The sequence below is a fragment of the Streptomyces achromogenes subsp. achromogenes genome (assembly GCF_000720835.1).
Classification (GTDB): domain Bacteria; phylum Actinomycetota; class Actinomycetes; order Streptomycetales; family Streptomycetaceae; genus Streptomyces; species Streptomyces achromogenes.
In genome coordinates this window covers 33,829-60,252 of record NZ_JODT01000024.1, presented here as the reverse complement: position 1 = coordinate 60,252, position 26,424 = coordinate 33,829, and the positions used below count along the sequence as shown (strand labels likewise).

20 protein-coding genes are annotated in these 26,424 nt (G+C 72.9%); 16 read left to right on the top strand and 4 right to left on the bottom strand.

The annotated features are described in order from the left end of the window. Positions 1-13: 13 nt before the first annotated feature. The 3 genes from IH25_RS0124395 to IH25_RS0124385 all read left to right on the top strand — a co-directional run bounded on the left by IH25_RS0124395 (position 14) and on the right by IH25_RS0124385 (position 3,693). A complete protein-coding gene (locus tag IH25_RS0124395) occupies positions 14-202 on the top strand; it encodes a hypothetical protein (protein WP_030614436.1) in 189 nt (62 codons plus the stop codon). Between the two features lie 200 nt (positions 203-402). After that, entirely contained in the window at positions 403-3,444 is a 3,042-nt protein-coding gene (locus tag IH25_RS0124390; RefSeq protein WP_107058452.1) for a helix-turn-helix transcriptional regulator, read from the top strand. A 24-nt stretch (positions 3,445-3,468) separates the two neighbouring features. Next, positions 3,469-3,693, top strand: a complete 225-nt coding sequence (locus IH25_RS0124385) for a DUF6191 domain-containing protein (RefSeq protein ID WP_394298447.1) — start codon at positions 3,469-3,471, stop codon at positions 3,691-3,693. A gap of 67 nt (positions 3,694-3,760) precedes the next feature. Here IH25_RS0124385 and IH25_RS0124380 read toward each other — a convergent pair whose 3' ends face one another. Both IH25_RS0124380 and IH25_RS0124375 read right to left on the bottom strand, forming a co-directional pair. Beyond that, the gene (locus IH25_RS0124380) at positions 3,761-4,912 is read right to left on the bottom strand and encodes a PQQ-dependent sugar dehydrogenase (RefSeq protein ID WP_030614426.1); all 1,152 of its coding nucleotides are present in this window, start codon (positions 4,910-4,912) and stop codon (positions 3,761-3,763) included. Between the two features lie 121 nt (positions 4,913-5,033). Continuing rightward, positions 5,034-6,032, bottom strand: a complete 999-nt coding sequence (locus IH25_RS0124375) for an aldo/keto reductase (RefSeq protein ID WP_030614423.1) — start codon at positions 6,030-6,032, stop codon at positions 5,034-5,036. Positions 6,033-6,107: 75 nt separating this feature from the next. Between IH25_RS0124375 and IH25_RS0124370 the strand changes: the two genes are divergently transcribed. The 6 genes from IH25_RS0124370 (at position 6,108) to serA (ending at position 16,161) form a co-directional block, all read left to right on the top strand. After that, a complete protein-coding gene (locus IH25_RS0124370; RefSeq protein WP_030614420.1) occupies positions 6,108-7,085 on the top strand; it encodes a 2-hydroxyacid dehydrogenase in 978 nt (325 codons plus the stop codon). A 385-nt stretch (positions 7,086-7,470) separates the two neighbouring features. Beyond that, a complete protein-coding gene (locus IH25_RS0124365) occupies positions 7,471-10,554 on the top strand; it encodes a putative bifunctional diguanylate cyclase/phosphodiesterase (RefSeq protein ID WP_030614417.1) in 3,084 nt (1,027 codons plus the stop codon). Between the two features lie 243 nt (positions 10,555-10,797). Continuing rightward, a complete protein-coding gene (locus IH25_RS0124360; protein ID WP_030614414.1) occupies positions 10,798-12,648 on the top strand; it encodes an acetolactate synthase large subunit in 1,851 nt (616 codons plus the stop codon). 30 nt (positions 12,649-12,678) lie between these two features. Continuing rightward, a complete protein-coding gene (gene ilvN, locus IH25_RS0124355; RefSeq protein WP_030614411.1) occupies positions 12,679-13,203 on the top strand; it encodes an acetolactate synthase small subunit in 525 nt (174 codons plus the stop codon). A 118-nt stretch (positions 13,204-13,321) separates the two neighbouring features. After that, positions 13,322-14,320: a ketol-acid reductoisomerase gene (gene ilvC / locus IH25_RS0124350; protein ID WP_030614409.1), complete on the top strand. Its 999-nt coding sequence runs from the start codon at positions 13,322-13,324 to the stop codon at positions 14,318-14,320. Between the two features lie 251 nt (positions 14,321-14,571). Next, positions 14,572-16,161 carry a phosphoglycerate dehydrogenase gene (serA, locus tag IH25_RS0124345; RefSeq protein ID WP_030614407.1) on the top strand — a complete coding sequence of 530 codons (1,590 nt, stop codon included), beginning with the start codon at positions 14,572-14,574 and terminating at the stop codon, positions 16,159-16,161. Positions 16,162-16,217: 56 nt separating this feature from the next. Here the strand turns inward: serA and IH25_RS0124340 are convergent, their stop codons facing one another. Further along, complete coding sequence (locus IH25_RS0124340) at positions 16,218-17,747, bottom strand: MFS transporter (RefSeq protein ID WP_030614404.1); 1,530 nt, start codon at positions 17,745-17,747, stop codon at positions 16,218-16,220. Between the two features lie 95 nt (positions 17,748-17,842). On the opposite strand from IH25_RS0124340, the gene IH25_RS0124335 reads away from it, so the two are divergent. Next, entirely contained in the window at positions 17,843-18,427 is a 585-nt protein-coding gene (locus tag IH25_RS0124335; protein ID WP_030614402.1) for a TetR/AcrR family transcriptional regulator, read from the top strand. A gap of 80 nt (positions 18,428-18,507) precedes the next feature. Beyond that, a complete protein-coding gene (locus IH25_RS0124330; RefSeq protein ID WP_037655523.1) occupies positions 18,508-20,079 on the top strand; it encodes an FAD-dependent monooxygenase in 1,572 nt (523 codons plus the stop codon). A 20-nt stretch (positions 20,080-20,099) separates the two neighbouring features. On the opposite strand, the gene IH25_RS0124325 is transcribed toward IH25_RS0124330, so the two are convergent. Continuing rightward, complete coding sequence (locus tag IH25_RS0124325) at positions 20,100-21,404, bottom strand: PucR family transcriptional regulator (protein WP_209445362.1); 1,305 nt, start codon at positions 21,402-21,404, stop codon at positions 20,100-20,102. A gap of 143 nt (positions 21,405-21,547) precedes the next feature. Here IH25_RS0124325 and IH25_RS0124320 point away from each other — a divergent pair, with 143 nt between their 5' ends. The 5 genes from IH25_RS0124320 (at position 21,548) to IH25_RS0124300 (ending at position 26,347) form a co-directional block, all read left to right on the top strand. Then, a complete protein-coding gene (locus IH25_RS0124320) occupies positions 21,548-22,528 on the top strand; it encodes a proline dehydrogenase family protein (RefSeq protein ID WP_030614395.1) in 981 nt (326 codons plus the stop codon). A gap of 39 nt (positions 22,529-22,567) precedes the next feature. Next, positions 22,568-24,199, top strand: a complete 1,632-nt coding sequence (gene pruA / locus IH25_RS0124315; RefSeq protein ID WP_030614392.1) for an L-glutamate gamma-semialdehyde dehydrogenase — start codon at positions 22,568-22,570, stop codon at positions 24,197-24,199. A gap of 87 nt (positions 24,200-24,286) precedes the next feature. Further along, the gene (locus tag IH25_RS0124310; protein WP_030614389.1) at positions 24,287-24,826 is read left to right on the top strand and encodes a GNAT family N-acetyltransferase; all 540 of its coding nucleotides are present in this window, start codon (positions 24,287-24,289) and stop codon (positions 24,824-24,826) included. Positions 24,827-25,083: 257 nt separating this feature from the next. Next, entirely contained in the window at positions 25,084-25,215 is a 132-nt protein-coding gene (locus IH25_RS42865) for a hypothetical protein (protein WP_107058449.1), read from the top strand. A gap of 88 nt (positions 25,216-25,303) precedes the next feature. Beyond that, positions 25,304-26,347: a 3-isopropylmalate dehydrogenase gene (locus tag IH25_RS0124300; RefSeq protein ID WP_030614387.1), complete on the top strand. Its 1,044-nt coding sequence runs from the start codon at positions 25,304-25,306 to the stop codon at positions 26,345-26,347. Positions 26,348-26,424: the final 77 nt, after the last annotated feature.

The window sequence follows — 26,424 nt, the reverse complement described above, 5'->3', positions numbered from 1 at the left end:
GAAGGGACCCGCCATGTACGAGCTCGAACTGCACCGCCTGCGCTCCGCCGAGCTGCGCCGCACGGCCCGGGAGGAGCGCCTGGCCCGCGAGGTCGTCCGCTCGCGCCGCGCCGCCCGCCGCGAGCGAACCGGCCACGCCGCCCCGGCCGCCGAGTCGCATACCGACGGCTCCCGCCGGCGCGGACTGCCGCACACCGCGTGACGCCGGGGGAGCGGAGCGGCCGGACGGGGGTCGGCCGCTCGCGGTACCGGGACCGTGAAACTTCCCCACGGAACCGTACGGCTGCCTTCCCGCCCGTCGGTACGGCCCTCCCGGACGTCGGTACGGCCCTCCCGGATGTAAGTACGACCATCACACGGGACCTGTGGAAAACCAGTGCCGGGCTCTCGGGAACGCGTGCGATGCTCGGGCCCGTGGAGACCAGGTCCGTCAGTCCCGTGTTCGTCGGCCGCACCGCCGAGTTGGCCACGCTGCGCGACGCGCTCGCCCGCGCCGACGCCGCCGAGCCGCAGGCGCTGCTGCTCGGCGGCGAGGCAGGCGTGGGCAAGACCCGCCTCGTGGAGGAGTTCGCCGCGGCCGCCGCCGGCCGCGACGCGGTCGTCGCCGTCGGCGGCTGCGTGGAGATCGGCGCCGACGGGCTGCCGTTCGCCCCCTTCTCCGCCGCGCTGCGGGCCCTGCGCGACGCCCTGCCCGAGGCGTTCGCCGACGCCGCGGCCGGCCAGGAGGAGGAACTGGCCCGGCTGCTGCCCGACCTCGGCGAGGCCGGCGCCGGCCGCCACGACGAACAGGGCATGGCCCGGCTGTTCGAGCTCACCGCCCGGCTGCTGGAGCGGGTCGCCGCCGACCACACCGTCGTCCTGGTCCTGGAGGACCTGCACTGGGCCGACGCCTCCACCCGCCACCTGCTCGCCTATCTGCTGCGCACCCTGCGCGCCGGCCGCCTCCTGGTCCTGGCCAGCTACCGCAGCGACGACATCCACCGCCGCCACCCGCTGCGCCCCCTGCTCGCCGAACTGGACCGGCTGCGCACCGTCCGCCGGATCGAACTCGCCCGCTTCACCCGCGAGGAGGCCTGCCGCCAGATCGCCGGCATCCTCGCCGCCGAACCCGACCCCGCCCGGGTCGACGAGATCTACGAACGCTCCGACGGCAACGCCTTCTTCATCGAGGAACTCGCCGTCGCCACCTGCCAGGGAAACTGCACCGGTCTCACCGACTCCCTGCGCGACCTGCTCCTCGTCCGGGTCGAGGCGCTGCCCGAGCGCGCCCAGCGGGTCGCCCGGATCGTCGCCGAGGGCGGCTCCACGGTGGAGTACCGGCTGATCGCCGCCGTGGCCCGGCTGGCCGAGGACGACCTCATCGAGGCGCTGCGGGCCGCCGTCGGCGCCAACATCCTCACCGTCACCCCCGCCGGCGACGGCTACCGCTTCCGGCACTCCCTGGTCCGCGAGGCCGTCGCCGACGACCTGCTGCCCGGCGAACGCTCCCGGCTCAACCGCCGCTACGCCGAGGCCCTGGAGGCCGATCCCACGCTCGTCCCCGCCGACGCCCGGGTGATGCGCCTGGCCAGCTACTGGTACCACGCGCACGACGCCGCCAAGGCCCTGCCCGCCGTCCTCGCCGCCGCCATCGTCGCCCGCCGCCGGCACGCCTACACCGAACAACTCGGGCTGCTGGAACGGGCGATGGAGCTGTGGGACAACGCCCCCGCCGAGGTGCGCGCCGCCCTGCGCCCGGTCGACTACGCGGAGGTGTATCCCCCGTGCGGCTGCGACCCGGCCACCACCCCGCTGCGCTACCTCGACCTGATGGCCGAGGCCGCGGTGGCGGGCCGCTTCGGCGGCGAACGGGAACGCGCACTGAAGATCACCAAGCGGGCCCTGCGCCTGCTGGAGGAGGACCCGGACCCGCTGCGCGCCGCCTGGTTCTGGGTGCAGCGCTCCCGGCTGGTGCAGGCCCAGGCCCGCGGCGACGGCTGGCAGGAACTGGCCACCGCGCAGGAGCTGGTGCGCGGTCTGCCGCCGTCGGAGGTGCACGCCGAGGTGCTGGCGGTCGTCGCCAACTGGTCCATGCAGCACCGGCCCGGTCCCGAGGCGCTGGCCGCCGCCGAACGGGCCGTGGAGTACGCGCGCATGGTGGGCGCCCGCGAGACCGAACTGCACGCCCTGCTCACCCTGGGCGGGCTGACGGTGGAGTCCGGCGACCCGGAGGCGGGCCTGGCGCAGATGCGGCAGGTGCTGCGGGACACCCTGGCGGAGGGCGTGCACCCGGTCGCCGGCCGGGCCTACGTCAACCTGCCGTCCGCGCTGCGCAGCGTCGGCCGGGACCGGGAGGCCGTCCCGCTGCTGCGCGAGGGCATCGAGTTCTGCCGCCGGTACGGACTGCTGGACTCCGGGGCCTGGGCCTGGGGCAACCTCTCCGAGGCGCTCTACGCGCTCGGCCGCTGGGACGAGGCCGCCGAGGCCGCCGCGCACGCCACCCGCGTCGGCCACAGTGCCAAGCCCCGCGCCGGGGGCGCCCTGCGCCTGGCCCATCTCGCCCTGGCCCACGGCGACCTCGCCGAGGCCGCCCGGCAGCTCGCCACCGCCCGCTCCTGGTACGGCACCCACGACCCGCGGCCCCAGCAGTCCCTGCCGCTGATCCGCACCGCCGTCGGCATAGCCGCCGCCGAGGGCAGGACCGACGACGTCCGCGCGCTCGTCCTGCCGGTCCTGGACGCCGGCTTCCCGCCCGGCACCCACCGCTACGGCTGGCCGCTGCTGCTGGCCGCCGCCACCGCCGAGGCCGACGCCCGCGTCCTGCCCGCCGCCCGGCCCGGCCGCGCCGAGATCCTCGACCGCCTCTCCACGGCCGTACGGACGCTGACCACCGGCGTCCCCCTGTGGCAGGCCCACAGCCGGTGGGCCCGGGCCGAACTGCTGCGCGCCGAGGGCCGGGACACCATCGAGACCTGGGCCCCGGTCGTCGCCGCCTTCGAGTGCCTGGACCGCCCCTACGACCTCGCCCGGGTCCGGCACCGCCTGGCCGGGGCGCTGCTGGCCGAGGGCGGCGACGACGAGCGCGACCGCGCCGTGGAACTGCTCAGGCTGGCCGCGGCGGTCGCCGAGCACCTGAAGGCCCGCCCGCTCGCCGACGCCGTCGCCCGGCTCGCCCAGCGGGCCCGGCTCACCCTCGGCGGCGGCAAGCGCCGGGACCCGGCCGCCGATCCGGCCGCCGCGTTCGGTCTCACCAGCCGGGAGCGGGACGTCCTCGGCCTGGTGGCGGCCGGCCGTACCAACCGGCAGATAGCCGAGGAGCTGTTCATCTCGCCGAAGACGGCGAGCGTCCATGTCTCCAACATCCTGGGCAAGCTCGGTGTCTCGGGCCGGGGCGAGGCGGCGGCGGTGGCGCACCGGCTCGGCCTCCTCATGGCCGGGACACCCGCTGCCGAACGGTCCGGGTGAGACCTACGCTGGAGAAAACCGGCGATGAGGGGGGAAGCCGTGTTCAACGTCTTCGAGGAACTGTTCTCACCCGGCCGCAAACACACCCGGGACGAACAGAAGCGGCTGGAGCTGTCCCGGGAGGACGTCGGCGACAACGACCCCGGTCGCGGTCCCATAGACCTGGCCTCCGGCAAGGCGGTCATACGGCTGTCCTCGCCCGAACCGCCGGCACCGGCCGACGAGGAACCCGGGCCCGAGCCCGACTGACCTCGGCCGAAGGACCGAAGGAGCGTGGGGCCGAAGGAGCGTGGGGCCGACGGGCCGGCGGGCGGGCTCAGCGGACCTGGAGCTCCAGCACCCGGTCGTCCCCCTTCTTCGGCGTGCCCCGGCCGTCCGTCTCGCTGGTCACCAGCCACAGCCGGCCGTCGCCCGCCGCGGCCACCGTGCGCAGCCGGCCGTAGGTGCCGGCGAGGAACGCCTGCGGGGCGGCCGAGGCCGAGATGCCGTCCAGTGGGACGCGCCACAGCCGCTCGCCGCGCAGTCCCGCCATCCAGATCGCGCCATTCACCCAGGCGATCCCACTGGGGGAGGCGTCGTCGGTGTGCCACTGGGCGACCGGGTTCTGGAAACGGGCGTCGGAGGAGCGGCCCTCCGCCTCGGGCCAGCCGTAGTCGCCGCCGGGCTTGATCGCGTTCAGCTCGTCCCAGGTGTCCTGCCCGAACTCCGAGGCGAACAGCCGCTGATGGCCGTCCCAGGCCAGCCCCTGAACGTTGCGGTGGCCGTAGGAGTACACGACGGAGCCGGGGAAGGGATTGCCGGGCGCCGGTTCGCCGTCCGGGGTCATCCTGAGGATCTTCCCGCCGAGCGAGGACCGGTCCTGCGCCAGGCCCCGCCGCCCGGTCTCGCCGGTGCCCGCGTACAGCATGCCGTCCGGCCCGAACGCGATCCGGCCGCCGTTGTGGATGGTGCCCTTGGGGATGCCCTTGAACACCGTGTCGGGAGCGCCCAGTCGCTCACCGGCCGGTTTCCGCTCGTCGTAGCGCACGCGGACGATCCGGTTGTCCGAGGCCGAGGTGAAGTAGGCGTAGATCATGTGGTCCGAGGCGAAGCCGGGGGACAGCGCGATGCCCAGCAGTCCGCCCTCGCCGGCCGGGGCGACCCCGGAGACCGTGCCCAGCACCGTCGTCCGGCCGGTCTTCGCGTCGATCCGGCCGATGGTGCCCTCGTCCCGCGAGGAGACCAGCAGATCACCGCCCGGCAGCGCGGCCAGTCCCCACGGTGACTTCAGTCCCTCGGCCACCGTGCGCAGCACCTTGGCCGACCCCTTGGCGGGCGCGGCTGGTCCGGTGCCCCGGGAAGCGGCGGAGCTTCCGGAGCCCGAGGCGGCCGGCGTCCGCTCCGGCGCGTTTCCGCCCCCCGAGGAGCAGCCCGCCGTGAGCAGCAGGGCGGTCACGGCCAGCACGGCCGGTACGGCTCGACGTCGCACGATCACGGTCCCTTCCGAACGGCGGACACCACAGCGGCCCCACGCCGCACGCTACTCCGGGCCCACACCCGGCCGGGCCCGCACGCTGCTCCGGCCCGCACCCGGCCGGGTTTCCGGGAACTCAGTCCCAGGAACCCTGCGCCGCCGGCAGCCGGGCCACCTCCGCCAGGTCCCGCGCGGTCAGCCGCAGCCCCGCCGCCCCCGCGTTCTCCGCGGCCCAGCGCTCCCGCTTGGTGCCCGGCAGCGCGATCACATGACGGCCCTGCGCCAGCACCCAGGCCAGCGCCACCTGGGCCGGGGTGACCCCCTCGCCGTGCCGCCGGGCGATGCGCCGCAGCCCCACGACGATCGGCTGGTTGGCCGCCATCATCTCGGCCGTGAACCGGGGATGCCGGGCGCGCACGTCGTCCGGCTCGAACCCCTCGCCCGGCGTCAGCGTCCCGGTCAGGAAGCCGTTGCCCAGGGGCATCGCTGCGAGGAAACCGACCCCGCGCGCCTCGCACCACGGCAGCAGCGCCTGGAGTGCCTCCGGTGACCACACCGACAGCTCCGCCTGCACCGCGCTCACCGGGAACACCTGCTGTATTCGCTGCAACCGGCGCAGCGTCGCGTCGTACAGCCCGGCGCCCGAGCGGCGCCCGCCGCGCGCCCCCAGCGCACACAGGCCCAGCGCCCGCACCTTCCCGGCCCGCACCAGGTCCGCCATCGCGCCCCACGTCTCCTCGACGGGCACCTCGGGGTCGGGGCGGTGCAGCTGGTACAGGTCGATCACGTCCGTCTGGAGCCGGCGCAGCGAGGCGTCGCAGGCCCGCCGCACATAGCCGGGGCGGCCGTTGGCCACGATGTGCTGCTCGCCCACCAGCAGCCCCACCTTCGTGGCCACGAAGGCGTCCCGGCGCCGCTGCCTGAGCACCCGGCCCAGCAGCAGCTCATTGGTGAACGGGCCGTACATGTCCGCGGTGTCCAGCAGGTCCGAGCCGAGGTCCAGCGCCCGGTGCACGGCTCTGACCGACTCCTCACCCCGTCGCCGGGATGCGGTGTACGCCCAGCTCATCGGCATGCACCCGAGTCCGACGGCCCCCACCGCGAGTCCCCCCGCGCCGATCGTCCTGCGCTCCACCTGCTCGTGAACCTCCCTCTGCCCGGCCCCCAACCTAACCTCTGCGCGTGCGCGGCCCTGACATAGCCTCCTGGCATGAGTGCAGAGGTCTGGCTTCCCATTCCGCCCGAGGAGATCGAGGGGCTGCCCGCGGGACCGCGCTACCTGTTCTGGGACGGCGGCGCGGACGGTGACCAGCCGTTTCCCGGCGACCCGGCGCGGTGCGCGGTCTACGTGGTGCCGTACATGAAACGGCTGTCGGTCCGGGTGGGCCCGCTGCCGCACCTGACGAACGTCCGGGTCGTCCAGACGCTCACCGCCGGCGTCGACGACATCACCGCGCGGCTTGCGGACCTCCCGCCGGGCGTACGCCTGTGCAACGCGCGGGGCGTGCACGAGACCAGCACGGCCGAGCTGGCGCTCACCCTGACCCTCGCCGCGCTGCGCGGCATCCCGGAGTTCGTCCGCGCCCAGCGGCAGGAGCGCTGGGCGGCCGGATTCCACCCCTCGCTCGCCGACAAGAGCGTGCTGATCGTCGGGTACGGGTCCATCGGCGCCGCCATCGAGGACCGGCTCGTGCCCTTCGAGGTCGCGCGGGTCGCACGGGTCGCACGCTCCGGTCGCACGGTAGCGCGCGGTCCCGTGCATCCGATCACCGATGTGCCCTCCCTGCTTCCACACGCTGATGTCGTGATCCTTTGCACCCCCCTGACGGAGGACACCCGGGGACTCGTGGACGCGGACTTCCTCGCCCGCATGAAGGACGGCGCGCTGCTCGTCAACGTCGCGCGCGGAGCCGTCGTGGACACCGAGGCGCTCCTCGCCGAACTGGAACGGGGCCGGATCACGGCGGCCCTGGACGTGACGGACCCCGAGCCGCTGCCCCCCGGCCACCCCCTGTGGCAGGCGCCGGGCGTGCTGATCAGCCCGCATGTCGGCGGGCCCTCCTCGGCCTTCCTGCCGCGCGCCGAGCGGCTGATCGCCGACCAGCTGACCCGGTTCGTGAACCACGAACCCCTGCGGAACGTGATCCTTACGACCGGTCCCGAAACGGCGGGAGCAACCGGGCGCTAGGCGCCTTCCGGCACCCTCCGCAATCTTTCGGACGCATGCCGTACCGGTATACGCCCTGGTCGTCACGGAGCGTAGAGACGCTATGTCCCTGAGTGACGATCCTGGTGTATCGTCCCGGGCAGGGGCTGCGCCGCTGACGTTCGGCGCTGGGGATGGACATTTCAGATCTGTGAGGGGGGCGACGGGCGATGCACGGCCTATGGACGAACGATCCGACGCGGCGGAGCCGCCGACGGCGACCCTGGCGCACGGCCACGCGCAGACGCGGCCATCACACCAGCCACCACAGCCACCACCACCGCAGGTACAGCGGCCGTCGCCGGCCGGCGTACCCGGCGCAGCGGGACCGTCAGGACCGGGGAACGGCACGCACCGGGAGGCCCCGGTGAGCGCCCCGACCTCGGTGACGACCCCCCTGGACAGCGCGGTGCGCGCACCGCACCCGCACGAGGCGCCGCAGCCGCGCCGGCCGGTGGCCGGGGAGAACAGGCGCCTGGTGGAGCAGCTCGTCCTCGCCCTGGTCTGCGCGGCCTACGCCGGCGGATCCGCCTTCGGCTGGGGCTCGGACCGGGTCGCGGACGTGATGGGCGACTTCGGACTGAGCGCGGCGGCGGCCGCCGCCGCCGTCTCCTGCTTCCTGTACGCCCGCGGCCCGCGGGTGCGCTTCCGGTCCGCCTGGCTGCTGTTCGCCCTCTCGGCGACGATGAGCTCGCTGGGCAACGCGGTCTGGGGCTGGTACGAGGTCGCCCTGAGCGCCCCGGTGCCCAGCCCCAGCTACGCCGACCTGTTCTTCCTGTGCTTCGCGCCGCCCGCCATCGTGGGCCTGCTGGTGCTGGCCAAGCGCCCGGCGAGCAGGGCGGGCTGGATCTGCCTGGGGCTGGACGCCTGGCTGATCGGCGGCTCGCTGCTCACCCTCTCGTGGAGCCTCGCGCTCGCCCAGGCCGCCCGCATCGACGGGTCGAGCGTGGCGCACGCCGCGCTGTCGCTGGCGTACCCGCTGCTCGACATCGCCCTGGTCAGCATGGTGCTGGCGCTGCACTTCCGCCGTGCCCCGGGCAACCGCACGGCGGTCAACACCGCGATCGGCGCGCTCGCGCTGACCGTGCTGTGCGACGCGCTGTTCACCTCGCCGCTGCTGCACAGCAGTTACCGCTCCGGGCGGCTGCTGGACGCGGGCTGGTTCGCCGGTTCCCTGCTGCTCGCCTACGCCCCGTGGGCCGCGCCCCGGCGCCAGAGCGGGCCGCGGGCGCACGCGTCCGACGGGCACACCCGCGTGGTCCACGAACACGTGCCGGGCCAGCGCGGCCCCGGCCAGTGGAGCACGGGACAGTGGGGCGCTGCGCAGTGGGGCACGGGTCAGTGGAGCACGGGGCACCACCCCGCGCCCCCGCTGCCCGCGCCGGGCGGCGAGCACCTCCGGTACCCGGCCGGCCGGCCGCTCACCGGTTCCCTCGCCGCACTCACCCCGTACCTCGCCGCGGCCGTGTGCACCCTGGGGATCCTGTACAACGTCCTCAACGGCCGCAGGCCCGACCACGTCGTCCTGATCACGGCGGGCGCCGTGGTGCTGGCGCTCGTCATCCGGCAGGGCATCATGCTGCTGGACAACATCACCCTCACCCAGGAACTGGCGCAGAAGGAGAACCACTTCCGCTCCCTGGTGCAGGGCTCCAGCGACGTCATCATGATCGCCGCGCCCAACGGCGTCCTGCGCTACGTCTCCCCGGCCGCCGCCGGGGTGTACGGCCGGCCCGCCGAGGAACTGGTGGGCACCGAGCTGGCCGCCCTCATCCACCCGGAGGACCTGGGCTGCGTGGTGCACGAGGTGCGCCGCTTCCTGGCCGCGAGCCCCGTGGAGGAGCCCACCACCCGCATCGAGTGCCGGTTCCGCTCCGGCGACGGCGGCTGGCTCAACGTCGAGTCGACCGTCAACCGCCACCACGGCGGGCTGATCTTCAACAGCCGGGACGTGACCGAGCGGGTCCGCCTCCAGGCGCAGTTGCAGCACAACGCCGAGCACGACCCGCTGACCGACCTGCCCAACCGCGCGCTGTTCACCCGGCGCGTGCAGCAGGCTCTGGCCGGCCGCCGGGCCACCGACCGGGGCGCCGCGCTGCGCGGCACGGCGGTGCTCTTCATCGACCTGGACGGGTTCAAGGCGGTCAACGACACGATCGGGCACCAGGCCGGGGACGAGCTGCTCATCCAGGCCGCCCGCAGACTCCAGGAGGCGGTCCGGCAGGGCGACACCGCCTCCCGGCTGGGCGGGGACGAGTTCGCGGCGCTGATCGTCGGCGACGGCACCCGGGACCGCGCCGCCCGGGAGCGCAACATCCTGGAACTGGCCGACCGGCTGCGGGTCACCCTCTCCCAGCCGTACGCCATCGACGGCAACGACGTCCGGGTCGCCGCCTCCATCGGCGTCGCCTTCGCCGAACCGGGCCTCGGCGCGGGCGAGCTGCTGAGGAACGCCGACCTGGCGATGTACCGCGCGAAGTCGGCCGGAAAGGGCCGGGTCGAGCTGTACAAGCCGCAGATGCAGCAGGACGTCGTCCGCAAGGCGGAGCTGGCCACGCGCCTGCGCGCCGCGCTGCACGACGGCGAGTTCACGCTGCTGCACCAGCCGGTGGTGTGCCTGGAGAGCGGCCGGATCACGACCGTCTCCGCGCAGGCCCGCTGGCGCTCCTCCCAGGGGGTGCTGTTCACCCCGGCGGAGTTCCTGCGGGTGGCCGACGATGCCGACAAGACCGCCGAGCTGGACCGCTGGATCCTCCAGCAGGCCGTCGAGCAGGCGGCCGAGCGGGCCGCCGCCGGGGTCGCCGTGCCGGTCACGGTCCGGGTGAGCGCCCGGCGGCTGCTGGACCGCTCGTCCCCGCTGGGCTCGGTGGAGGCGCTGCTGAACCGGTACGGGCTGCCGCCCGGGGCGCTGGTCGTGGAGCTGTCCGACACCGACCCCCGCGTCCCGCTGGACGAGCTGGAACGGCGGCTGACCGCGCTCGGCCGGCTCGGGGTGCGGATCGCGCTGGACGGCTTCGGCAGCGGCTACGCGGCCATCACGGCGCTGCGGCGGCTGCCCGTGGACATCCTCAAGCTCGACCGCGGCCTGGTCGAGGGCGTGGTGGAGTCCGCGCGGCTGCACAAGATCACCAGCGGTCTGCTGCGGATCGCCGGCGATCTGGGCCTGCAGTCGGTGGCCGAGGGCGTCGACCTGCCCGAGCAGGTGGTCGCGTTGCGCGCCATGGGCTGCACCCACGGCCAGGGCATGGCGTTCGCCGGTCCGCTGGACGAGTACCGGCTGCGCCGGGCGCTCGGTTCCGGCCACTACCCGGTGCCGCACGGCGCGGCCGAGCCCGCGTTCGCGGGCAGTGCGAGGGAACCGAACGGGGTGTACACAGGGGGTGTTCCCGCTGTCTTCGGAGGCGGCAGTGCCCTTCGCTCACATTCTGAGACGCCCGTCCCACCCACTTGACACGTGGTGCGTGCCGGGGGGAGGGTCAGTTCCATGCGCACCCGAATTCTCGTACTTGGACAGCGCGTCGGCTGAGCTGGGACCCACCGGAGGACGATCCGGAATCCCCAGCGACCTCACCGGCGCGCTCCCCTCGCTTGCCTTGTGGCACGAGGGGTTTTTTGTTGCACGAGCGCCCTTCGTGCAGCGCCCCAGATCCGCCCGAACCTCGCAAAAACCCTCAGCATCGAGAAGAGAATGCCGATGACCGAGCAGGCCACCGGGGCCCACCATCCGCAGCCGCGGCCCCGTTCCGGAGGACAGCAGTCCGCCCCCGTCGAGCACGTCACGGGTGCGCAGTCCCTCATCCGCTCCCTCGAGGAGGTCGGCGCGGACACGGTATTCGGCATTCCCGGCGGCACGATCCTGCCGGCGTACGACCCGCTGATGGACTCCACCCGGGTGCGGCACATCCTGGTCCGGCACGAGCAGGGCGCCGGCCACGCCGCCACCGGCTACGCGCAGGCCACCGGCAAGGTCGGCGTCTGCATGGCCACCTCGGGCCCCGGCGCCACCAACCTGGTCACCCCGATCGCCGACGCCAACATGGACTCCGTGCCGCTGGTCGCGATCACCGGGCAGGTGGTGTCCTCCGCGATCGGCACGGACGCCTTCCAGGAGGCGGACATCGTCGGCATCACCATGCCGATCACCAAGCACAGCTTCCTGGTCACCAAGGGCGAGGACATCCCGCGGGTGATCGCGCAGGCGTTCCACATCGCCTCCACCGGCCGCCCCGGACCGGTCCTGGTCGACATCCCCAAGGACATCCTCCAGAAGAAGACCACCTTTTCCTGGCCGCCGGTGATGGACCTGCCCGGCTACCGCCCGGTGACCAAGCCGCACGCCAAGCAGATCCGCGAGGCGGCCAAGCTCATCACCGCCGCCAAGCGCCCCGTCCTCTACGTCGGCGGCGGCGTCCTCAAGGCCCAGGCCACGGCCGAGCTGAAGGTGCTGGCCGAGCTGACCGGCGCGCCGGTCACCACCACGCTGATGGCGCTCGGCGCGTTCCCCGACAGCCACCCGCTGCACGTCGGCATGCCCGGCATGCACGGCAGCGTCGCCGCGGTCACCGCGCTGCAGAAGGCCGACCTGATCGTGGCCCTCGGCGCCCGCTTCGACGACCGCGTCACCGGCAAGCTGGACAGCTTCGCCCCCTACGCCAAGATCGTCCACGCGGACATCGACCCGGCCGAGATCGGCAAGAACCGGGCCGCGGACGTGCCGATCGTCGGCGACGCCCGCGAGGTCATCGCCGACCTGGTCCAGGCCGTGCAGAAGGAGCACAGCGAGGGCCACCAGGGCGACTACACCGCCTGGTGGAGCGACCTGAACCGGTGGCGCGAGACCTACCCGCTCGGCTACGACCTGCCCGAGGACGGCTCGCTGTCCCCGCAGCAGGTCATCGAGCGGATCGGCAAGCTCGCCCCCGAGGGCACGATCTTCGCCGCGGGCGTCGGCCAGCACCAGATGTGGTCCGCGCACTTCATCCAGTACGACCGCCCCGCCACCTGGCTCAACTCCGGCGGCGCCGGGACGATGGGCTACGCGGTCCCCGCCGCCATGGGCGCGAAGGCCGGCCGCCCGGAGCAGACGGTATGGGCGATCGACGGCGACGGCTGCTTCCAGATGACCAATCAGGAGCTGACCACCTGCGCCCTGAACAACATCCCGATCAAGGTCGCCGTCATCAACAACGGCGCCCTCGGGATGGTCCGCCAGTGGCAGACCCTCTTCTACAACCAGCGCTACTCCAACACCGTGCTGCACAGCGGTCCGGACGACGTCGACCCGGACGCCCGGGGCACCCGGGTGCCGGACTTCGTGAAGCTGTCCGAGGCGATGGGCTGCGTGGCCCTGCGCTGCGAGCGCCCCGAGGACCTGGACAAGGTCATCGAGGAGGCCAACTCCATCAACGACCGCCCGGTGGTGGTCGACTTCATCGTCCACGAGGACGCGATGGTGTGGCCGATGGTCGCCGCCGGCACCTCCAACGACGAGATCATGGCCGCCCGGGACGTCCGCCCCGACTTCGGCGACAGCGAAGACGACTGACCGTCAACAGGCAAGGAAGAGCAGAACACCATGTCCAAGCACACGCTCTCCGTCCTGGTGGAGAACACTCCGGGCATCCTCGCCCGGATCGCCGCCCTGTTCTCCCGGCGCGGCTTCAACATCGACTCCCTCGCGGTCGGCGTCACCGAGCACCCCGACATCTCCCGCATCACCATCGTGGTGAACGTCGAGGACCTGCCGCTGGAGCAGGTGACCAAGCAGCTCAACAAGCTCGTCAACGTGCTGAAGATCGTCGAGCTGGAGCCGGGTCAGGCCGTGCAGCGCGAACTCGTCCTGGTGAAGGTCCGCGCCGACAACGAGACCCGCTCCCAGATCGTGGAGATCGTCCAGCTGTTCCGCGCCAAGACCGTGGACGTCTCCCCGGAGGCCGTGACCATCGAGGCCACCGGTTCGAGCGACAAGCTGTCCGCCATGCTCAAGATGCTGGAGCCGTACGGCATCAAGGAACTGGTGCAGTCCGGCACGATCGCGATCGGCCGCGGCGCCCGTTCGATCACGGACCGCTCACTGCGCGCCCTCGACCGGTCGGCATAAGCACCGTCACGGGCGGCCGGCGATCAACGGCCGCCCGTATCCCGAGACCCCCGAACTTCCTTCCCGCCCGCCGTCATACGGTGGGACGCACCACCTGCACACAAGGAGAGAACCCAAAGTGGCCGAGCTGTTCTACGACGCTGACGCCGACCTGTCCATCATCCAGGGCCGCAAGGTCGCGGTCATCGGCTACGGCAGCCAGGGCCACGCCCACGCGCTGTCGCTGCGCGACTCCGGTGTCGACGTGCGTGTCGGTCTGCACGAGGGCTCGAAGTCCAAGGCCAAGGCCGAGGAGCAGGGCCTGCGCGTGGTGACCCCGGCCGAGGCCGCCGCCGAGGCCGACGTCATCATGATCCTGGTCCCGGACCCGATCCAGGCCCAGGTCTACGAGGAGTCCATCAAGGACAACCTCAAGGACGGCGACGCGCTGTTCTTCGGCCATGGCTTCAACATCCGCTTCGGCTTCATCAAGCCCCCGGCCGGCGTGGACGTCTGCATGGTCGCCCCGAAGGGCCCGGGCCACCTGGTCCGCCGCCAGTACGAGGAGGGCCGCGGCGTTCCGTGCATCGCCGCCGTGGAGCAGGACGCCTCCGGCAACGCCTTCGCGCTCGCCCTGTCGTACGCCAAGGGCATCGGCGGCACCCGTGCCGGCGTCATCAAGACCACCTTCACCGAGGAGACCGAGACCGACCTCTTCGGCGAGCAGGCCGTGCTGTGCGGTGGCACCTCGGCGCTGGTCAAGGCGGGCTTCGAGACCCTGGTCGAGGCCGGCTACCAGCCGGAGATCGCCTACTTCGAGTGCCTGCACGAGCTGAAGCTGATCGTGGACCTCATGTACGAGGGCGGCCTGGAGAAGATGCGCTGGTCGGTCTCCGAGACGGCCGAGTGGGGCGACTACGTCACCGGCCCGCGCATCATCACCGACGCCACCAAGGCGGAGATGAAGAAGGTCCTCGCCGAGATCCAGGACGGCACCTTCGCCCGGAACTGGATGGACGAGTACCACGGCGGCCTGAAGAAGTACGACGAGTACAAGAAGCAGGACTCCGAGCACCTGCTGGAGACCACCGGCAAGCAGCTGCGCAAGCTGATGTCGTGGGTGGACGAGGAGGCCTGACCTCGCCTCGTGTGGCGGTGTTCCCCGGCCGGGGGACACCGCCACACGGCTTCCCGCCCGGGCTCCGTACAAAGTGGAGCCTCTCATCCGGGTGATCCTTCCGCGGAGGCGTAATACAGAACGCGCCGCGCCACTACACTTCTGCACAACACGCGTCAGGCCCACAGCGTCGTGCGTCTTCCGCGGCTAGCCCCCCTCCACCGCCTGCGGCCGTCGGGACGGCCGTCCGCATCGCACATGTGAGGACTCACGTGAGCTCGAAACCCGTCGTACTCATCGCTGAAGAGCTGTCGCCCGCAACCGTCGACGCACTCGGCCCGGACTTCGAGATCCGGCACTGCAACGGAGCGGACCGCTCCGAGCTGCTGCCGGCCATCGCCGAAGTGGACGCGATCCTGATCCGCTCGGCCACCAAGGTCGACGCCGAGGCCATCGCCGCCGCGAAGAAGCTCAAGGTCGTCGCGCGAGCCGGCGTCGGCCTGGACAACGTCGACGTCTCCGCCGCCACCAAGGCCGGCGTGATGGTCGTCAACGCCCCCACCTCCAACATCGTGACCGCCGCCGAGCTGGCCTGCGGTCTCCTCCTGTCCACCGCCCGCAACATCCCGCAGGCCAACGCCGCGCTGAAGAACGGCGAGTGGAAGCGCAGCAAGTACACGGGCGTGGAGCTGGCCGAGAAGACGCTGGGCGTCGTGGGCCTGGGCCGCATCGGTGCCCTCGTCGCGCAGCGCATGTCCGCGTTCGGCATGAAGGTCGTCGCCTACGACCCCTATGTGCAGCCCGCGCGGGCCGCGCAGATGGGCGTCAAGGTGCTGTCCCTGGACGAGCTGCTGGAGGTCTCCGACTTCATCACCGTCCACCTGCCCAAGACCCCCGAGACCCTCGGCCTGATCGGCGACGAGGCGCTGCGCAAGGTCAAGCCGAGCGTGCGCATCGTCAACGCCGCGCGCGGCGGCATCGTGGACGAGGCGGCGCTGTACGCGGCGCTGAAGGAGGGCCGAGTCGCCGGCGCCGGCCTGGACGTGTACGCGAAGGAGCCGTGCACCGACTCCCCGCTGTTCGAGCTGGACCAGGTCGTCTGCACCCCGCACCTGGGCGCGTCGACCGACGAGGCGCAGGAGAAGGCCGGCATCGCCGTCGCCAAGTCCGTCCGCCTCGCGCTCGCCGGCGAACTGGTGCCGGACGCGGTCAACGTCCAGGGCGGTGTCATCGCCGAGGACGTCAAGCCGGGCCTGCCGCTGGCCGAGCACCTGGGCCGGATCTTCACCGCGCTCGCCGGCGAGGTCGCGGTCCGCCTCGACGTCGAGGTCTACGGCGAGATCACCCAGCACGACGTGAAGGTGCTGGAGCTGTCGGCGCTCAAGGGCGTCTTCGAGGACGTGGTGGACGAGACCGTGTCCTACGTCAACGCGCCGCTGTTCGCGCAGGAGCGCGGGGTCGAGGTGCGCCTGACCACCAGCTCGGAGTCGGCCGACCACCGCAACGTGGTGACCGTGCGCGGCACGCTGGGCACCGGTGAGGAGGTGTCGGTCTCCGGCACGCTGGCCGGCCCGAAGCACGTCCAGAAGATCGTCGCGGTCGGCGAGTACGACGTCGACCTCGCGCTCGCCGACCACATGCTGGTGCTGCGCTACGAGGACCGTCCGGGTGTCGTCGGCACTGTCGGCCGCATCCTCGGCGAGGCGGGCATCAACATCGCCGGTATGCAGGTCGCCCGTGCGGCGGTGGGCGGCGAGGCGCTGGCCGTGCTGACCGTCGACGACACGGTGGGCTCCGCCGTACTGGCCGAGCTCTCCGCGGAGATCGGGGCCACGTCGGCCCGGTCGGTCAACCTGGTCTGAGCGACGCGTGAAACGCCGGACGGGCCGAGGTCTCCTCGGCCCGTCCGGCGTTTTTCCTACTTGCGTGCGCCGTCGGTCCGGCGCAGCGTCACCGCCGCCCCCACGGCCGCCAGCGCCAGCAGCACCGCTCCCGCGAGGGCCGCGCCCCGCATCCCGCCGGTGAACGCCTCCCGCGCCGCCGCCAGCAGGGACTCGCCCGCCCCGCCCGGCAGCCGTGACGCGTCGGCCAGCGCCCCGCCCAGGGTCTCGCGGGCCTGGGCCGAGGCGCCGGCCGGCATCTCGTGGCGGTACAGCGCCGTGCCGATGGAACCGAGGACCGCCATGCCCAGCGCGCCGCCGAACTCGGTGCCGGTCTCCAGCAGCGCGGACGCCGTGCCCGCCCGTTCCGCCGGCGCGCCGCTCATCGCCAGGTCGGTCAGCTGGGACATCACCATGACCACCCCGGAGGCCAGGACGCCGGCCCCGGCCAGCACCAGCCACAGGGAGTCGGTGCCGGCGAGGGCGAGCAGGGCGTACCCGGCGGCGCCGGTCGCGAAGCCGGCGGTGACGACGTACCCGCGGTGGACGCCCCGCTGGACGAGCCCGGCGGCGACCGGTCCGGCGAGCCCGATGAGCACCGACGGGAGCAGGCTCCACAGGGCCGCCGCCAGCGGGCTCTTGCCGAGGACCGACTGGAGGTACTGGGTGGTGAAGAGGGCCGAGCCCATCATCCCGAACGCGCAGACCAGGGTCAGCAGCAGCGCCGGGGTGAAGGCGGGGCCGCGGAACAGCGCCGGCGGGATCAGCGGGGCGGCGCAGGTGCGCTGGCGCCGCACGAACAGGGCCGCGCACAGCAGGCCGACGGCGAGCGCGGTGACGTACCGGGGGTGCCAGCCCTCGGAGGGGATCTCCTTCAGGCCGTAGACGACGGGGAGCACGGCGGCCATCGACAGCGGGACGCCCGGCCAGTCGAAACGGCCGGGCGCGGGGTTCCTGGACTCGGGCAGCAGCACCGGGCCGAGGACGAGCAGCAGCGCCATCGCGGGCAGGTTGACCAGGAAGACCGAGCCCCACCAGAAGTGCTCCACCAGGATGCCGCTCAGCACCGAGCCGAGGGCGATGCCGCCGGTCATCACGCCGGACCACAGTCCGATCGCCTTGGCGCGCTGGGCCGGGTCGGTGAACATCGTGCGCACCAGGGCCATCGTGGACGGCATCAGGGTCGCGCCGCCGACGCCGAGCACCGCGCGGGCCGCTATGAGGGTCTCGGCGCTGTCCGCGTAGGCCGCGAGGAGCGAGGCGGCACCGAAGGCGGCGGCCCCGCAGAGCAGCAGCCGGCGGCTGCCGAGGCGGTCGCCGAGCGAGCCCATCGTCAGCAGCAGACCGGCCAGGACGAAGCCGTAGACGTCGAAGATCCACAGCTGCTGGGTGCCGGTCGGCCGCAGGTCGGCGCTGATCGCGGGGGTCGCGAAATACAGCACCGAGACATCCATCGAGACCAGCAGCAGCGGCAGCATCAGCACACCGAGCGCGGTCCACTCGCGGCGCCCGGCGCGGACGGGGGCGCCCTGGGCGCCGAGGGGGAGGGTGCTCGTCGGGTTGGTCATGGCGAGGACTGTACGGACGTCCTAAACGCTTGTCTAGAACGTTTGTATAAGTCAGCCGTCTAGGACGGCTGTATGAAGACGGCTAGGGTGTCGGCATGGGACACCGTGAGGATCTGCTCGAAGGCGCCAAGCGCTGCCTGTTGCAGAAGGGCTTCCGGCGCACGACCGCGCGGGACATCGTCAAGGAGTCGGGCACCAACCTGGCGTCGATCGGCTACCACTACGGCTCGAAGGACGAGCTGCTGGCGCAGGCGTACATCGCGCTCATCGAGGGCGTGGGCGAGCGCTTCGCCCCGGCGCCGGCCGAGGAGATGACCCAGCCGCCCGGCTCGCTGGAACGCTTCCAGGAGGTGTGGGCCGCCGTCATCCGGACCGTTCCCGAGGCCCGGCCGATCTGGCTGCTCAGTTTCGAGCTGATGTTCCAGGACGAGCGGCTGGCCGAGGTCCGCAAGCTGCTCGCCGAAGCCCAGGGGGAGGGCCGTGGCGGGCTCGCCGCCCTGTTCGGCGGCATTCCGGAGGCCGATGTGGACCCGGAGCGGGCCGAGACCGAGGGCCGCCTCTACCAGACCCTGCTCAACGGCCTGATGGTCCAGTGGCTCTTCGACCCGGACACGGCGACCACCGCCGAACAGCTCACGGAGGGCCTGCGGCGGGTGATCGACGCGGCCGGGGGACGCTGATCCGGCCGGATTGCGGGCGGCCGGCGGGCGCGTGAGAGTGGCCGCATGGAGCGGACCCGCCGCGCGGAACGGCGTCCGGGATGCCCGTAGCGGACGCGGCGGACGCGGAGACGGCGGTGCTGATCGTGGGCGGCGGGCCGGTCGGGCTCACCGCGCGGGCCCTGCTGGCCCGGTGGGACGTGCCCGCCCTGCTCGTCGAGAGGCGCCGGGAGCTGTCGCCGTTTCCCCGCTCCCGGCTGGTCAACGTCCGCTCGATGGAGATCTTCCGCGGCCTCGGACTGGCCGGCCGGATCGCCGCCCGCGCCTTCCCGCCGGAGTACGGCCGGGTCCGCTTCCGCGACACCCTCGGCGGCCCCGACTTCGCCACCGCCGCCATGACCGGAATCCGCGCGCCGGTGCCCGAGAGCCCCGTGACCGGTGTCGTCACCTCCCAGGACCGGCTGGAGCCCATCCTGCTCGGCGCGGCGGACACCCCCGTGCGCTTCGGCACCGAACTCGTCGGGATCACCGAGGAACCGGACGGTGTCGTGGCGCTGCTCGACGGGCCCGGCCCGGGTGCCCGGACCCGGATCCGGGCCCGTTACCTCCTCGCCGCCGACGGCGCGCACTCCACCGTCCGCCGGCTGCTGGGCATCGGCACCACCGGACCGGGCGAGCTGGGCGCCTTCACCACCGTCGTCTTCGACGCCGACCTCGGCCGCTGGTGCGCCCGGCAGCCCGCCGGGGTCTACTTCACCGCGCACGGCTCGTTCCTGCCGCTGTACCCGGAGGGCGGCTGGGCCTGGTTCGGCCCCACGCCCGAGGACCCGGACACCGCCGACTGGCCGGCCGTCGTCGCGCGCGCCCTCGGCCCCGGCGCCGGTGTCCGGGCCGACGTGCTGCGCGTCCAGCACTGGGTGATGACCGCGTTCGTCGCCGACCTCTTCCGGCGCGGCCGCGTCCTGCTGGCCGGTGACGCCGCGCACACGGTCCCCATCATCGGCGGGCTGGGCATGAACGCGGGCATCGCCGACGCGCACAACCTCTGCTGGAAGCTGGCGGGAGTGCTCCAGGGGTGGGCCTCCCCGGCCCTGCTGGACAGCTGCGCGGCGGAACGCCGGCCCGTCGCCCGAGCGACACTCCGTCAGGCGGTGGCCAACAGCAGGCGGGCGGCCCGGGTGCTGGACCGGCGCCGGGAAGAGCTGCGCACCGGCACGGTCGCGCCGGCGCCGGCCGAAGCTCCCTGGTCCGAGCGGTACTTCGCGCAACTGGGCCTCGTACTCGGCGTCACCTACCGCTCCGGCGCCGTCCTCCACGCGGGTGGCCGCGCCGACGACACCGGCCCGGACTACGTCCCCACCGCCGACCCCGGCCGCCGTATGCCCCACCTCTGGCTCGGCCCCGGCCGCTCCACGCTCGACCTCTGCGGCGAGTGGTTCACCCTGGTCACCGCGGACCCGGCCCGCCGGTCACCCCCCTCCGCCGCCCCCTGGCCGCTGCGCGTGGCGCCCCTGCCCGCCGGGCCCGCCGACGCCCTCGGCCTCGGCCCGCGCGGAACGCTGCTCGTCCGCCCGGACGGCCATGTCGCCGCCCGCCACGACGGGCGCCCCGCCGGCGCCGATGCCCTCCACCGGGACCTCGCCGCGCTCACCGGCACGGCCCCGCCCGCGTGACCCGGCCGGTCGGGCGGGGCTCACAGCCGGGCCCGCTTCAGCGCCATGTGCAGCAGCAGCCGGTCCTCGCCGTCGTCCAGGTCCAGGCCGGTCAGCTGCTCCACCCGGGACAGCCGGTAGTACAGCGTCTGGCGGTGGATGCTCAGCTCGGACGCCGTGCGCCCGGCCTGGCCCGCGCAGTCCAGGTAGACCTCCGCCGTGCGGGCGAGTTCCGCGTGGGCGGGGGAGAGGAGCGAGCCGATCACCCGGTCCCGCGCGGTCTCCGGCGGCAGCGCGGTCAGCAGCCGGTACGCCCCGATCCGCGCCCACTGGGCGACCGGCCCGAGCCGCGGCTCGGCCAGCGCGGCGCGGGCCGCGTCGAACGCCTGCTGCCACATCGTGCCCAGCTCCGCGAGGCCCGCGCCGGGCTCCCCGATACCGGCGGCGTGCCCGGCGGCCGTGGCGGCGAGCCCGGCCGCCCCGCCGGGCCGCGCCGCCACGGCCGCCGCCGCCCGCGCCCCGGCGCCGCGCGCCCGCGCCCCCCGGGACTCCTCGGCCTCCTTCAGCAACCGGGTCGCGGCGGCCACCGCGGGGGCCGTCGTGTCCGGGGTGCGCAGCCGCACCAGGACCGCGAGGCTCAGACCGGCCGCCCCCCAGGGCAGCGTGCACAGGGCCGTGGCATGCGGGACCGTGCGCGGCGCGGGGACGTCGTCCGGGTCGGCCGACGGCCAGGGCGCGACACAGACCAGCGTGTGCGGGCCGTCGGCGCGGGGGCCGAGCGCGGTGCGCAGGTCGGCCACCGCCATGTCCCGCTGCCAGCCCCGGTCGGCGGTGAGCACCGCCCGCAGCTCCCGGCTCAGCCCCGCCCCGGCCTCCGCCTCGCCGGCGAGCAGCGCGCCGATCCGGTCCGCCACCCGCATGGCCGCGGTCAGCTGGGCGTCGGTCGGCCCCGGGTCGCCGTCCAGCAGCCAGACGTATCCGAGGACGACGCCCCGGTGGCGTACGGGCAGGCAGATCCGGCCCCGGTAGACACCGGCCTCGGGGCTGGGCGGGATGCGCACCGGCGCGGTCGCCCGGGTGATGCCGAACCCCTCGAACCAGGCCCGGACGGTCGCCGTCGAGCGCCGGGTCAGGATCGAACGGGTGCGCACCGGGTCCAGCGCGGAGGGGTCCAGCTCGTCCTCGCTGTCGTAGGCCCCGAAGGCGATCAGCTCGAAGTCGCGGTTCTCCAGGGTCGCGGGCACGCCCAGCAACTCGGAGATCTCGTCCACCAGCTCCTGGTAGTCCGCCTTGAATTCAGCCGCCACCCGGGCATTCTCCCCCATTCCCGGGCCGCCTTCATACATCTGTCTGAGATCCCGGGCACGGATGCGTGACAGCTGTCGGTGGCCCAGGATCGGAGAGATCCTTAGGTTTCACGGTGGTTCTCCGTGCCGTACCCGAATCGTCGGGTAGCGGCCCCTTTGGTGCTTGTCTGTGGAGGTGCCCCGTGCTGGGTCCCGTGATTCTCGCCGCGTCGCGCAGCGACCGGATGCGACGCCTGATCTCGGCGGCCCCGGTGACCAAGCAGGTCGTCGACCGCTTCATACCCGGCGAGACCGTGGCCGACATCGTCCCGATCATCGAGGACCTGACGGCCAAGGGCCTGGAGCTGACGATGGACGTCGTCGGCGAGGACATCACCACCCCGGAGCAGGCCACCGCCGCCCGGGACGCCTACCTGGCGCTGATCGACCACCTCAAGGGCCTGGAACTGGGCGAGAAGGTCGAGATGTCGGTCAAGCTCTCCATGTTCGGCCAAGCCCTCCCGTCGCCCACCACCACCCTGAAGGAAGGGCCCTCCGGGCCCGCCCCTACATTCCACGGCGGCCACGAGCTGGCCCTCGCCAACGTCCGCCCGGTCGTCGAGGCCGCCGCCGCCATCGGCACGACGGTCACCCTGGACGCCGAGGACCACACCACCCTCGACTCGATGTTCGCCATCCACGAGGAGCTGCGGAAGGACTTCCCGCAGACCGGCTGCGTCATCCAGGCCTACCTCTTCCGCACCGAGGCCGACGCCCGCCGCCTCGCCGCGTCCGGCAGCCGGGTCCGCCTGGTCAAGGGCGCCTACAAGGAGCCCGCCGAGGTCGCCTACCAGCAGAAGCACGAGATCGACAAGGCCTACGTGCGCATCCTGCGGATCCTGATGGAGGGCGAGGGCTACCCGATGATCGGCTCCCACGACCCCCGCCTGATCGCCATCGCCCAGGAGCTGGCCCACCAGGCCGGCCGCAAGCTCGACGAGTACGAGTTCCAGATGCTCTACGGCATCCGGAGCGAGGAGCACCTGCGGCTGGCCGCCGAGGGCCACCGCATGCGCGTCTACACGGCCTACGGCACCGACTGGTACGGCTACTTCATGCGCCGTCTCGCGGAGAAGCCGGCGAACCTCCGGTTCTTCCTCCGTTCCATGGTCAGCAAGGGCTGAGCCCCACCACCCGCTCACGTACAAGGAGTTACGGATCTCATGGACGCTGTGACCCAGGTCCCCACCCCCGTCAACGAGCCGGTGCACGGCTACGCCCCCGGCTCGCCCGAGCGCCTCCGGCTGGAGGCCAAGCTCAAGGAGCTGGCCGAGAACCCGATCGAGCTGCCGATGACCATCGGCGGCGAGAAGCGACTGGGCGGCGGCGAGCCGTTCCAGGTGGTCCAGCCGCACAACCACAAGGCCGTCATCGGCACCGGCCGGCACGCCACCCAGCAGGACGCGCGGGACGCCATCGACGCGGCCCTGGCCGCCGCCCCGGCCTGGCGGGCGATGTCCTTCGACGACCGCGCCGCGATCATCCTGCGCGCCGCCGAGCTGCTGGCCGGCCCGTGGCGCGAGACGATCGCCGCGTCCACCATGCTGGGCCAGTCCAAGACCGCCCAGCAGGCCGAGATCGACTCGCCCTGTGAGCTGGTCGACTTCTGGCGCTTCAACGTCCACTACGCCCGCCAGATCATCGCCGAGCAGCCCCCGGCGAACTCCCCGGGCGTGTGGAACCGTCTGGACCATCGCCCGCTGGAGGGCTTCGTCTACGCGATCACGCCCTTCAACTTCAGCGCCATCGCGGCCAACCTGCCCACCGCCCCCGCCCTGATGGGCAACGTGGTGGTCTGGAAGCCGTCCCCGACGCAGACCCACGCCGCCGTTCTCCTCATGCAGCTGCTGGAGGAGGCGGGCCTGCCCAAGGGCGTCATCAACCTCGTCACCGGCGACGGCATCGCGGTCTCCGAGGTCGCCCTGGAGCACCGGGACCTCGCGGGCATCCACTTCACCGGCTCGACCAAGACCTTCCAGTACCTGTGGAAGACGGTCGGCAACAACATCGAGAAGTACCGCTCCTACCCGCGTCTGGTCGGCGAGACCGGCGGCAAGGACTTCCTGGTCGCCCACCCCTCGGCCGACCGCGCGGTGCTGAAGACCGCCCTGACCCGCGGCGCCTTCGAGTACCAGGGCCAGAAGTGCAGCGCCACCTCCCGCGCCTACATCCCGGCCTCCATCTGGAACTCGGGCTTCAAGGAGGAGTTCGCGGCCGAGGTCGACTACCTGACCATGGGTGACGTCACCGACCTGTCGAACTTCATGGGCGCCGTCATCGACGACCGCGCGTTCGCCAAGAACAAGGCCGCCATCGACCGCGCCAAGGCCGACCCCACCTGCACGATCGTCGCGGGCGGCTCCTACGATGACTCGGTGGGCTACTTCGTCCGCCCGACCGTCATCGAGTGCACCGACCCGGAGAACGAGGTCTTCACCACCGAGTACTTCGGCCCGATCCTCGCGGTGTACGTCTACGAGGACGACAAGTACGACGAGATGCTGACCCAGATGGAGTCGGTGTCGGACTACGCCCTCACCGGCTCGGTCATCGCGAACGACCGCGCGGCGGCGGCGTACACGATGGAGAAGCTCCGCTTCGCCGCGGGCAACTTCTACATCAACGACAAGTCGACCGGCGCCGTCGTCGGCCAGCAGCCCTTCGGCGGCGGCCGTGCCTCCGGCACCAACGACAAGGCCGGCGCCCCCCAGAACCTCCTGCGCTGGACCCTGACCCGCGCCATCAAGGAGACCCTGGTCCCGCCGACCGACTACGGCTACCCGCACATGGGCTGACCGCCCCCGCGATCCCGGCCCGGGACGCCCGCTCCTCGCAGCGGGCCTCCCGGGCCGTCGCCATGTCCGGCGGGCGATACTGCCCCCATGACTCCTCGCTGCCGCATCGTCCACACCGCCGATCTCGACGCCGCCGGACTCAGGGAGATACGCGCCCTGTTGGACCACGCCTTCGACGGGGACTTCTCGGACGAGGACTGGGACCACGGGCTCGGCGGAGTGCACGCGCTGATCGAGGACGCAGAGGGTCTCGCCGCGCACGGGGCCCTCGTGATGCGCCGGGTGCGGCACCGGGGGCGGTGGCTGCGCACCGGGTACGTCGAGGCCGTCGCCGTGCGGGCCGACGTACGGCGCACCGGGCTCGGGGGGCGGGTGATGGACGGGCTGGAGCGGGTGCTCGACCGGGCCTACGACCTCGGCGCGCTGTCGGCGAGCGACGAGGGCGCCCTGCTGTACGCCGCCCGGGGCTGGCAGTGCTGGCCCGGACAGGTGCACGCCCTCTCCCCGGAGGGCATCGTCCGGCTGCCGGACGAGGAGGGCGGGGTGTACGTACGGCCCGCTCCGGGCGCTCCGCTCGACCTCGCCGGCGAACTCGTCCTCGACTGGCGGGACGGCGACGTCACCTGACGCCGTGTCGGGCGGCCGGGGGAAAGCCCAGCTCAGCGGGGCCGTCGTCTCAGATAGTAGGAAGTCCGAGTAATTGTGCAGACAGGCGCGGGCCGCTCCCTTAACGTGAAAGGAGCCGAACGTCTCGCTCCATCCAGCGAATGGCGGTCGTGAGCCGGCCCGCGCAGGCAACCCCTGCGGCCAAGCGCTCCCCGCCCCTTCCGGCGTCTTGCACCCCCCACTGCCGTGCTCCCCGTATGCCGAAGGAGTCGATCGCCATGGCCGAGACCACCGTCCGCCGCCGAGTCCGCCACGCGTCCCGTACGAGCGAATCCGACCGCAAGAACGCCGCCGCCGCCCTCCAGCGCGCCCTCGACCGCCGGGACAACGGCGGCCAGACCGGCCACTGAGCCGGACCGGCGCGCGCCGAACGACCTCCCGTCGTCCGCATCGCGGACAGGTCGTGTCATCACCTGGGACGAGGAGTAGGGTGCCGACATGTCTCGCAGCATCAATCTCGCAGTGATCCCCGGTGACGGCATCGGCCAGGAGGTCGTGGCCGAGGGTCTGAAGGTCCTCTCCGCCGTCCTTCCGCAGGATGTGAAGCTGGAGACCAAGGAGTACGACTTCGGCGCCCAGCGCTACCACGCCACCGGTGAGACCCTCACCGACGCCGACCTGGAGCAGCTCAAGGGCCACGACGCCATCCTGCTCGGCGCGATCGGCGACCCGTCCGTGCCGTCCGGCGTCCTGGAGCGCGGCTTCCTGCTGAAGCTCCGCTTCGCCTTCGACCACCACGTCAACCTGCGCCCGTCCAAGCTGCTCCCCGGTGTCGCCACCCCGCTGGCCGGCCAGCCGGAGATCGACTTCGTCGTGGTCCGCGAGGGCACCGAGGGCCCGTACACGGGCAACGGCGGCACCATCCGCAAGGGCACCGCGCACGAGGTCGCCACCGAGGTGTCCGTCAACACGGCCTACGGCGTCGAGCGCGTCGTCCGCGACGCCTTCGAGCGCGCCCAGGCCCGCCCGCGCAAGAAGCTCACGCTGGTCCACAAGAACAACGTGCTGACCTTCGCCGGGCACCTGTGGACGAACATCTTCACCAAGGTGGCCGAGGAGTACCCCGAGGTCACCACCGACTACATCCACGTCGACGCGGCGACGATCTACCTCGTCACCGACCCCGGCCGCTTCGATGTCATCGTCACCGACAACCTCTTCGGCGACATCATCACCGACCTCGCCGCGGCCGTCTCCGGCGGCATCGGCGTGGCCGCCTCCGGGAACATCAACCCCAGCCGCGAGTTCCCGTCCATGTTCGAGCCGGTCCACGGCTCGGCCCCGGACATCGCCGGCCAGGGCAAGGCCGACCCCACGGCCACCGTCCTGTCCGTCGCCCTGCTGCTGCGTCACCTGGGTTACGAGACGGAGGCCGACCGCATCGACACGGCGGTGGCCGCCGACCTGACCGAGCGCGCCGGGAAGCCGGCCCGCTCCACCTCCGAGATCGGCGACGCGCTCGCCGTACGCGTAGCCGGCTGACCCGCCGGGCTACACCCAGCCGCCGGGTCGCGTACCGCACCCGGCGGCTTCTGTCATGTCCCGCCGGGTGTCATCCT

What these genes read in the sequence shown, in the direction of transcription:
- ilvN (WP_030614411.1), top strand. Translation starts at nt 12,679, where the DNA reads ATGTCCAAGCACACGCTCTCCGTCCTGGTGGAGAACACTCCGGGCATC.
- IH25_RS0124335 (WP_030614402.1), top strand. Translation starts at nt 17,843, where the DNA reads ATGGGACACCGTGAGGATCTGCTCGAAGGCGCCAAGCGCTGCCTGTTG.
- IH25_RS0124300 (WP_030614387.1), top strand. Translation starts at nt 25,304, where the DNA reads ATGTCTCGCAGCATCAATCTCGCAGTGATCCCCGGTGACGGCATCGGC.
- IH25_RS0124395 (WP_030614436.1), top strand. Translation starts at nt 14, where the DNA reads ATGTACGAGCTCGAACTGCACCGCCTGCGCTCCGCCGAGCTGCGCCGC.
- IH25_RS0124340 (WP_030614404.1), bottom strand. Translation starts at nt 17,747, where the DNA reads ATGACCAACCCGACGAGCACCCTCCCCCTCGGCGCCCAGGGCGCCCCC.
- IH25_RS0124310 (WP_030614389.1), top strand. Translation starts at nt 24,287, where the DNA reads ATGACTCCTCGCTGCCGCATCGTCCACACCGCCGATCTCGACGCCGCC.
- IH25_RS0124325 (WP_209445362.1), bottom strand. Translation starts at nt 21,404, where the DNA reads ATGTATGAAGGCGGCCCGGGAATGGGGGAGAATGCCCGGGTGGCGGCT.
- IH25_RS0124370 (WP_030614420.1), top strand. Translation starts at nt 6,108, where the DNA reads ATGAGTGCAGAGGTCTGGCTTCCCATTCCGCCCGAGGAGATCGAGGGG.
- IH25_RS0124385 (WP_394298447.1), top strand. Translation starts at nt 3,469, where the DNA reads ATGAGGGGGGAAGCCGTGTTCAACGTCTTCGAGGAACTGTTCTCACCC.
- IH25_RS0124390 (WP_107058452.1), top strand. Translation starts at nt 403, where the DNA reads ATGCTCGGGCCCGTGGAGACCAGGTCCGTCAGTCCCGTGTTCGTCGGC.
- IH25_RS0124330 (WP_037655523.1), top strand. Translation starts at nt 18,508, where the DNA reads ATGCCCGTAGCGGACGCGGCGGACGCGGAGACGGCGGTGCTGATCGTG.
- IH25_RS42865 (WP_107058449.1), top strand. Translation starts at nt 25,084, where the DNA reads ATGGCCGAGACCACCGTCCGCCGCCGAGTCCGCCACGCGTCCCGTACG.
- IH25_RS0124360 (WP_030614414.1), top strand. Translation starts at nt 10,798, where the DNA reads ATGACCGAGCAGGCCACCGGGGCCCACCATCCGCAGCCGCGGCCCCGT.
- pruA (WP_030614392.1), top strand. Translation starts at nt 22,568, where the DNA reads ATGGACGCTGTGACCCAGGTCCCCACCCCCGTCAACGAGCCGGTGCAC.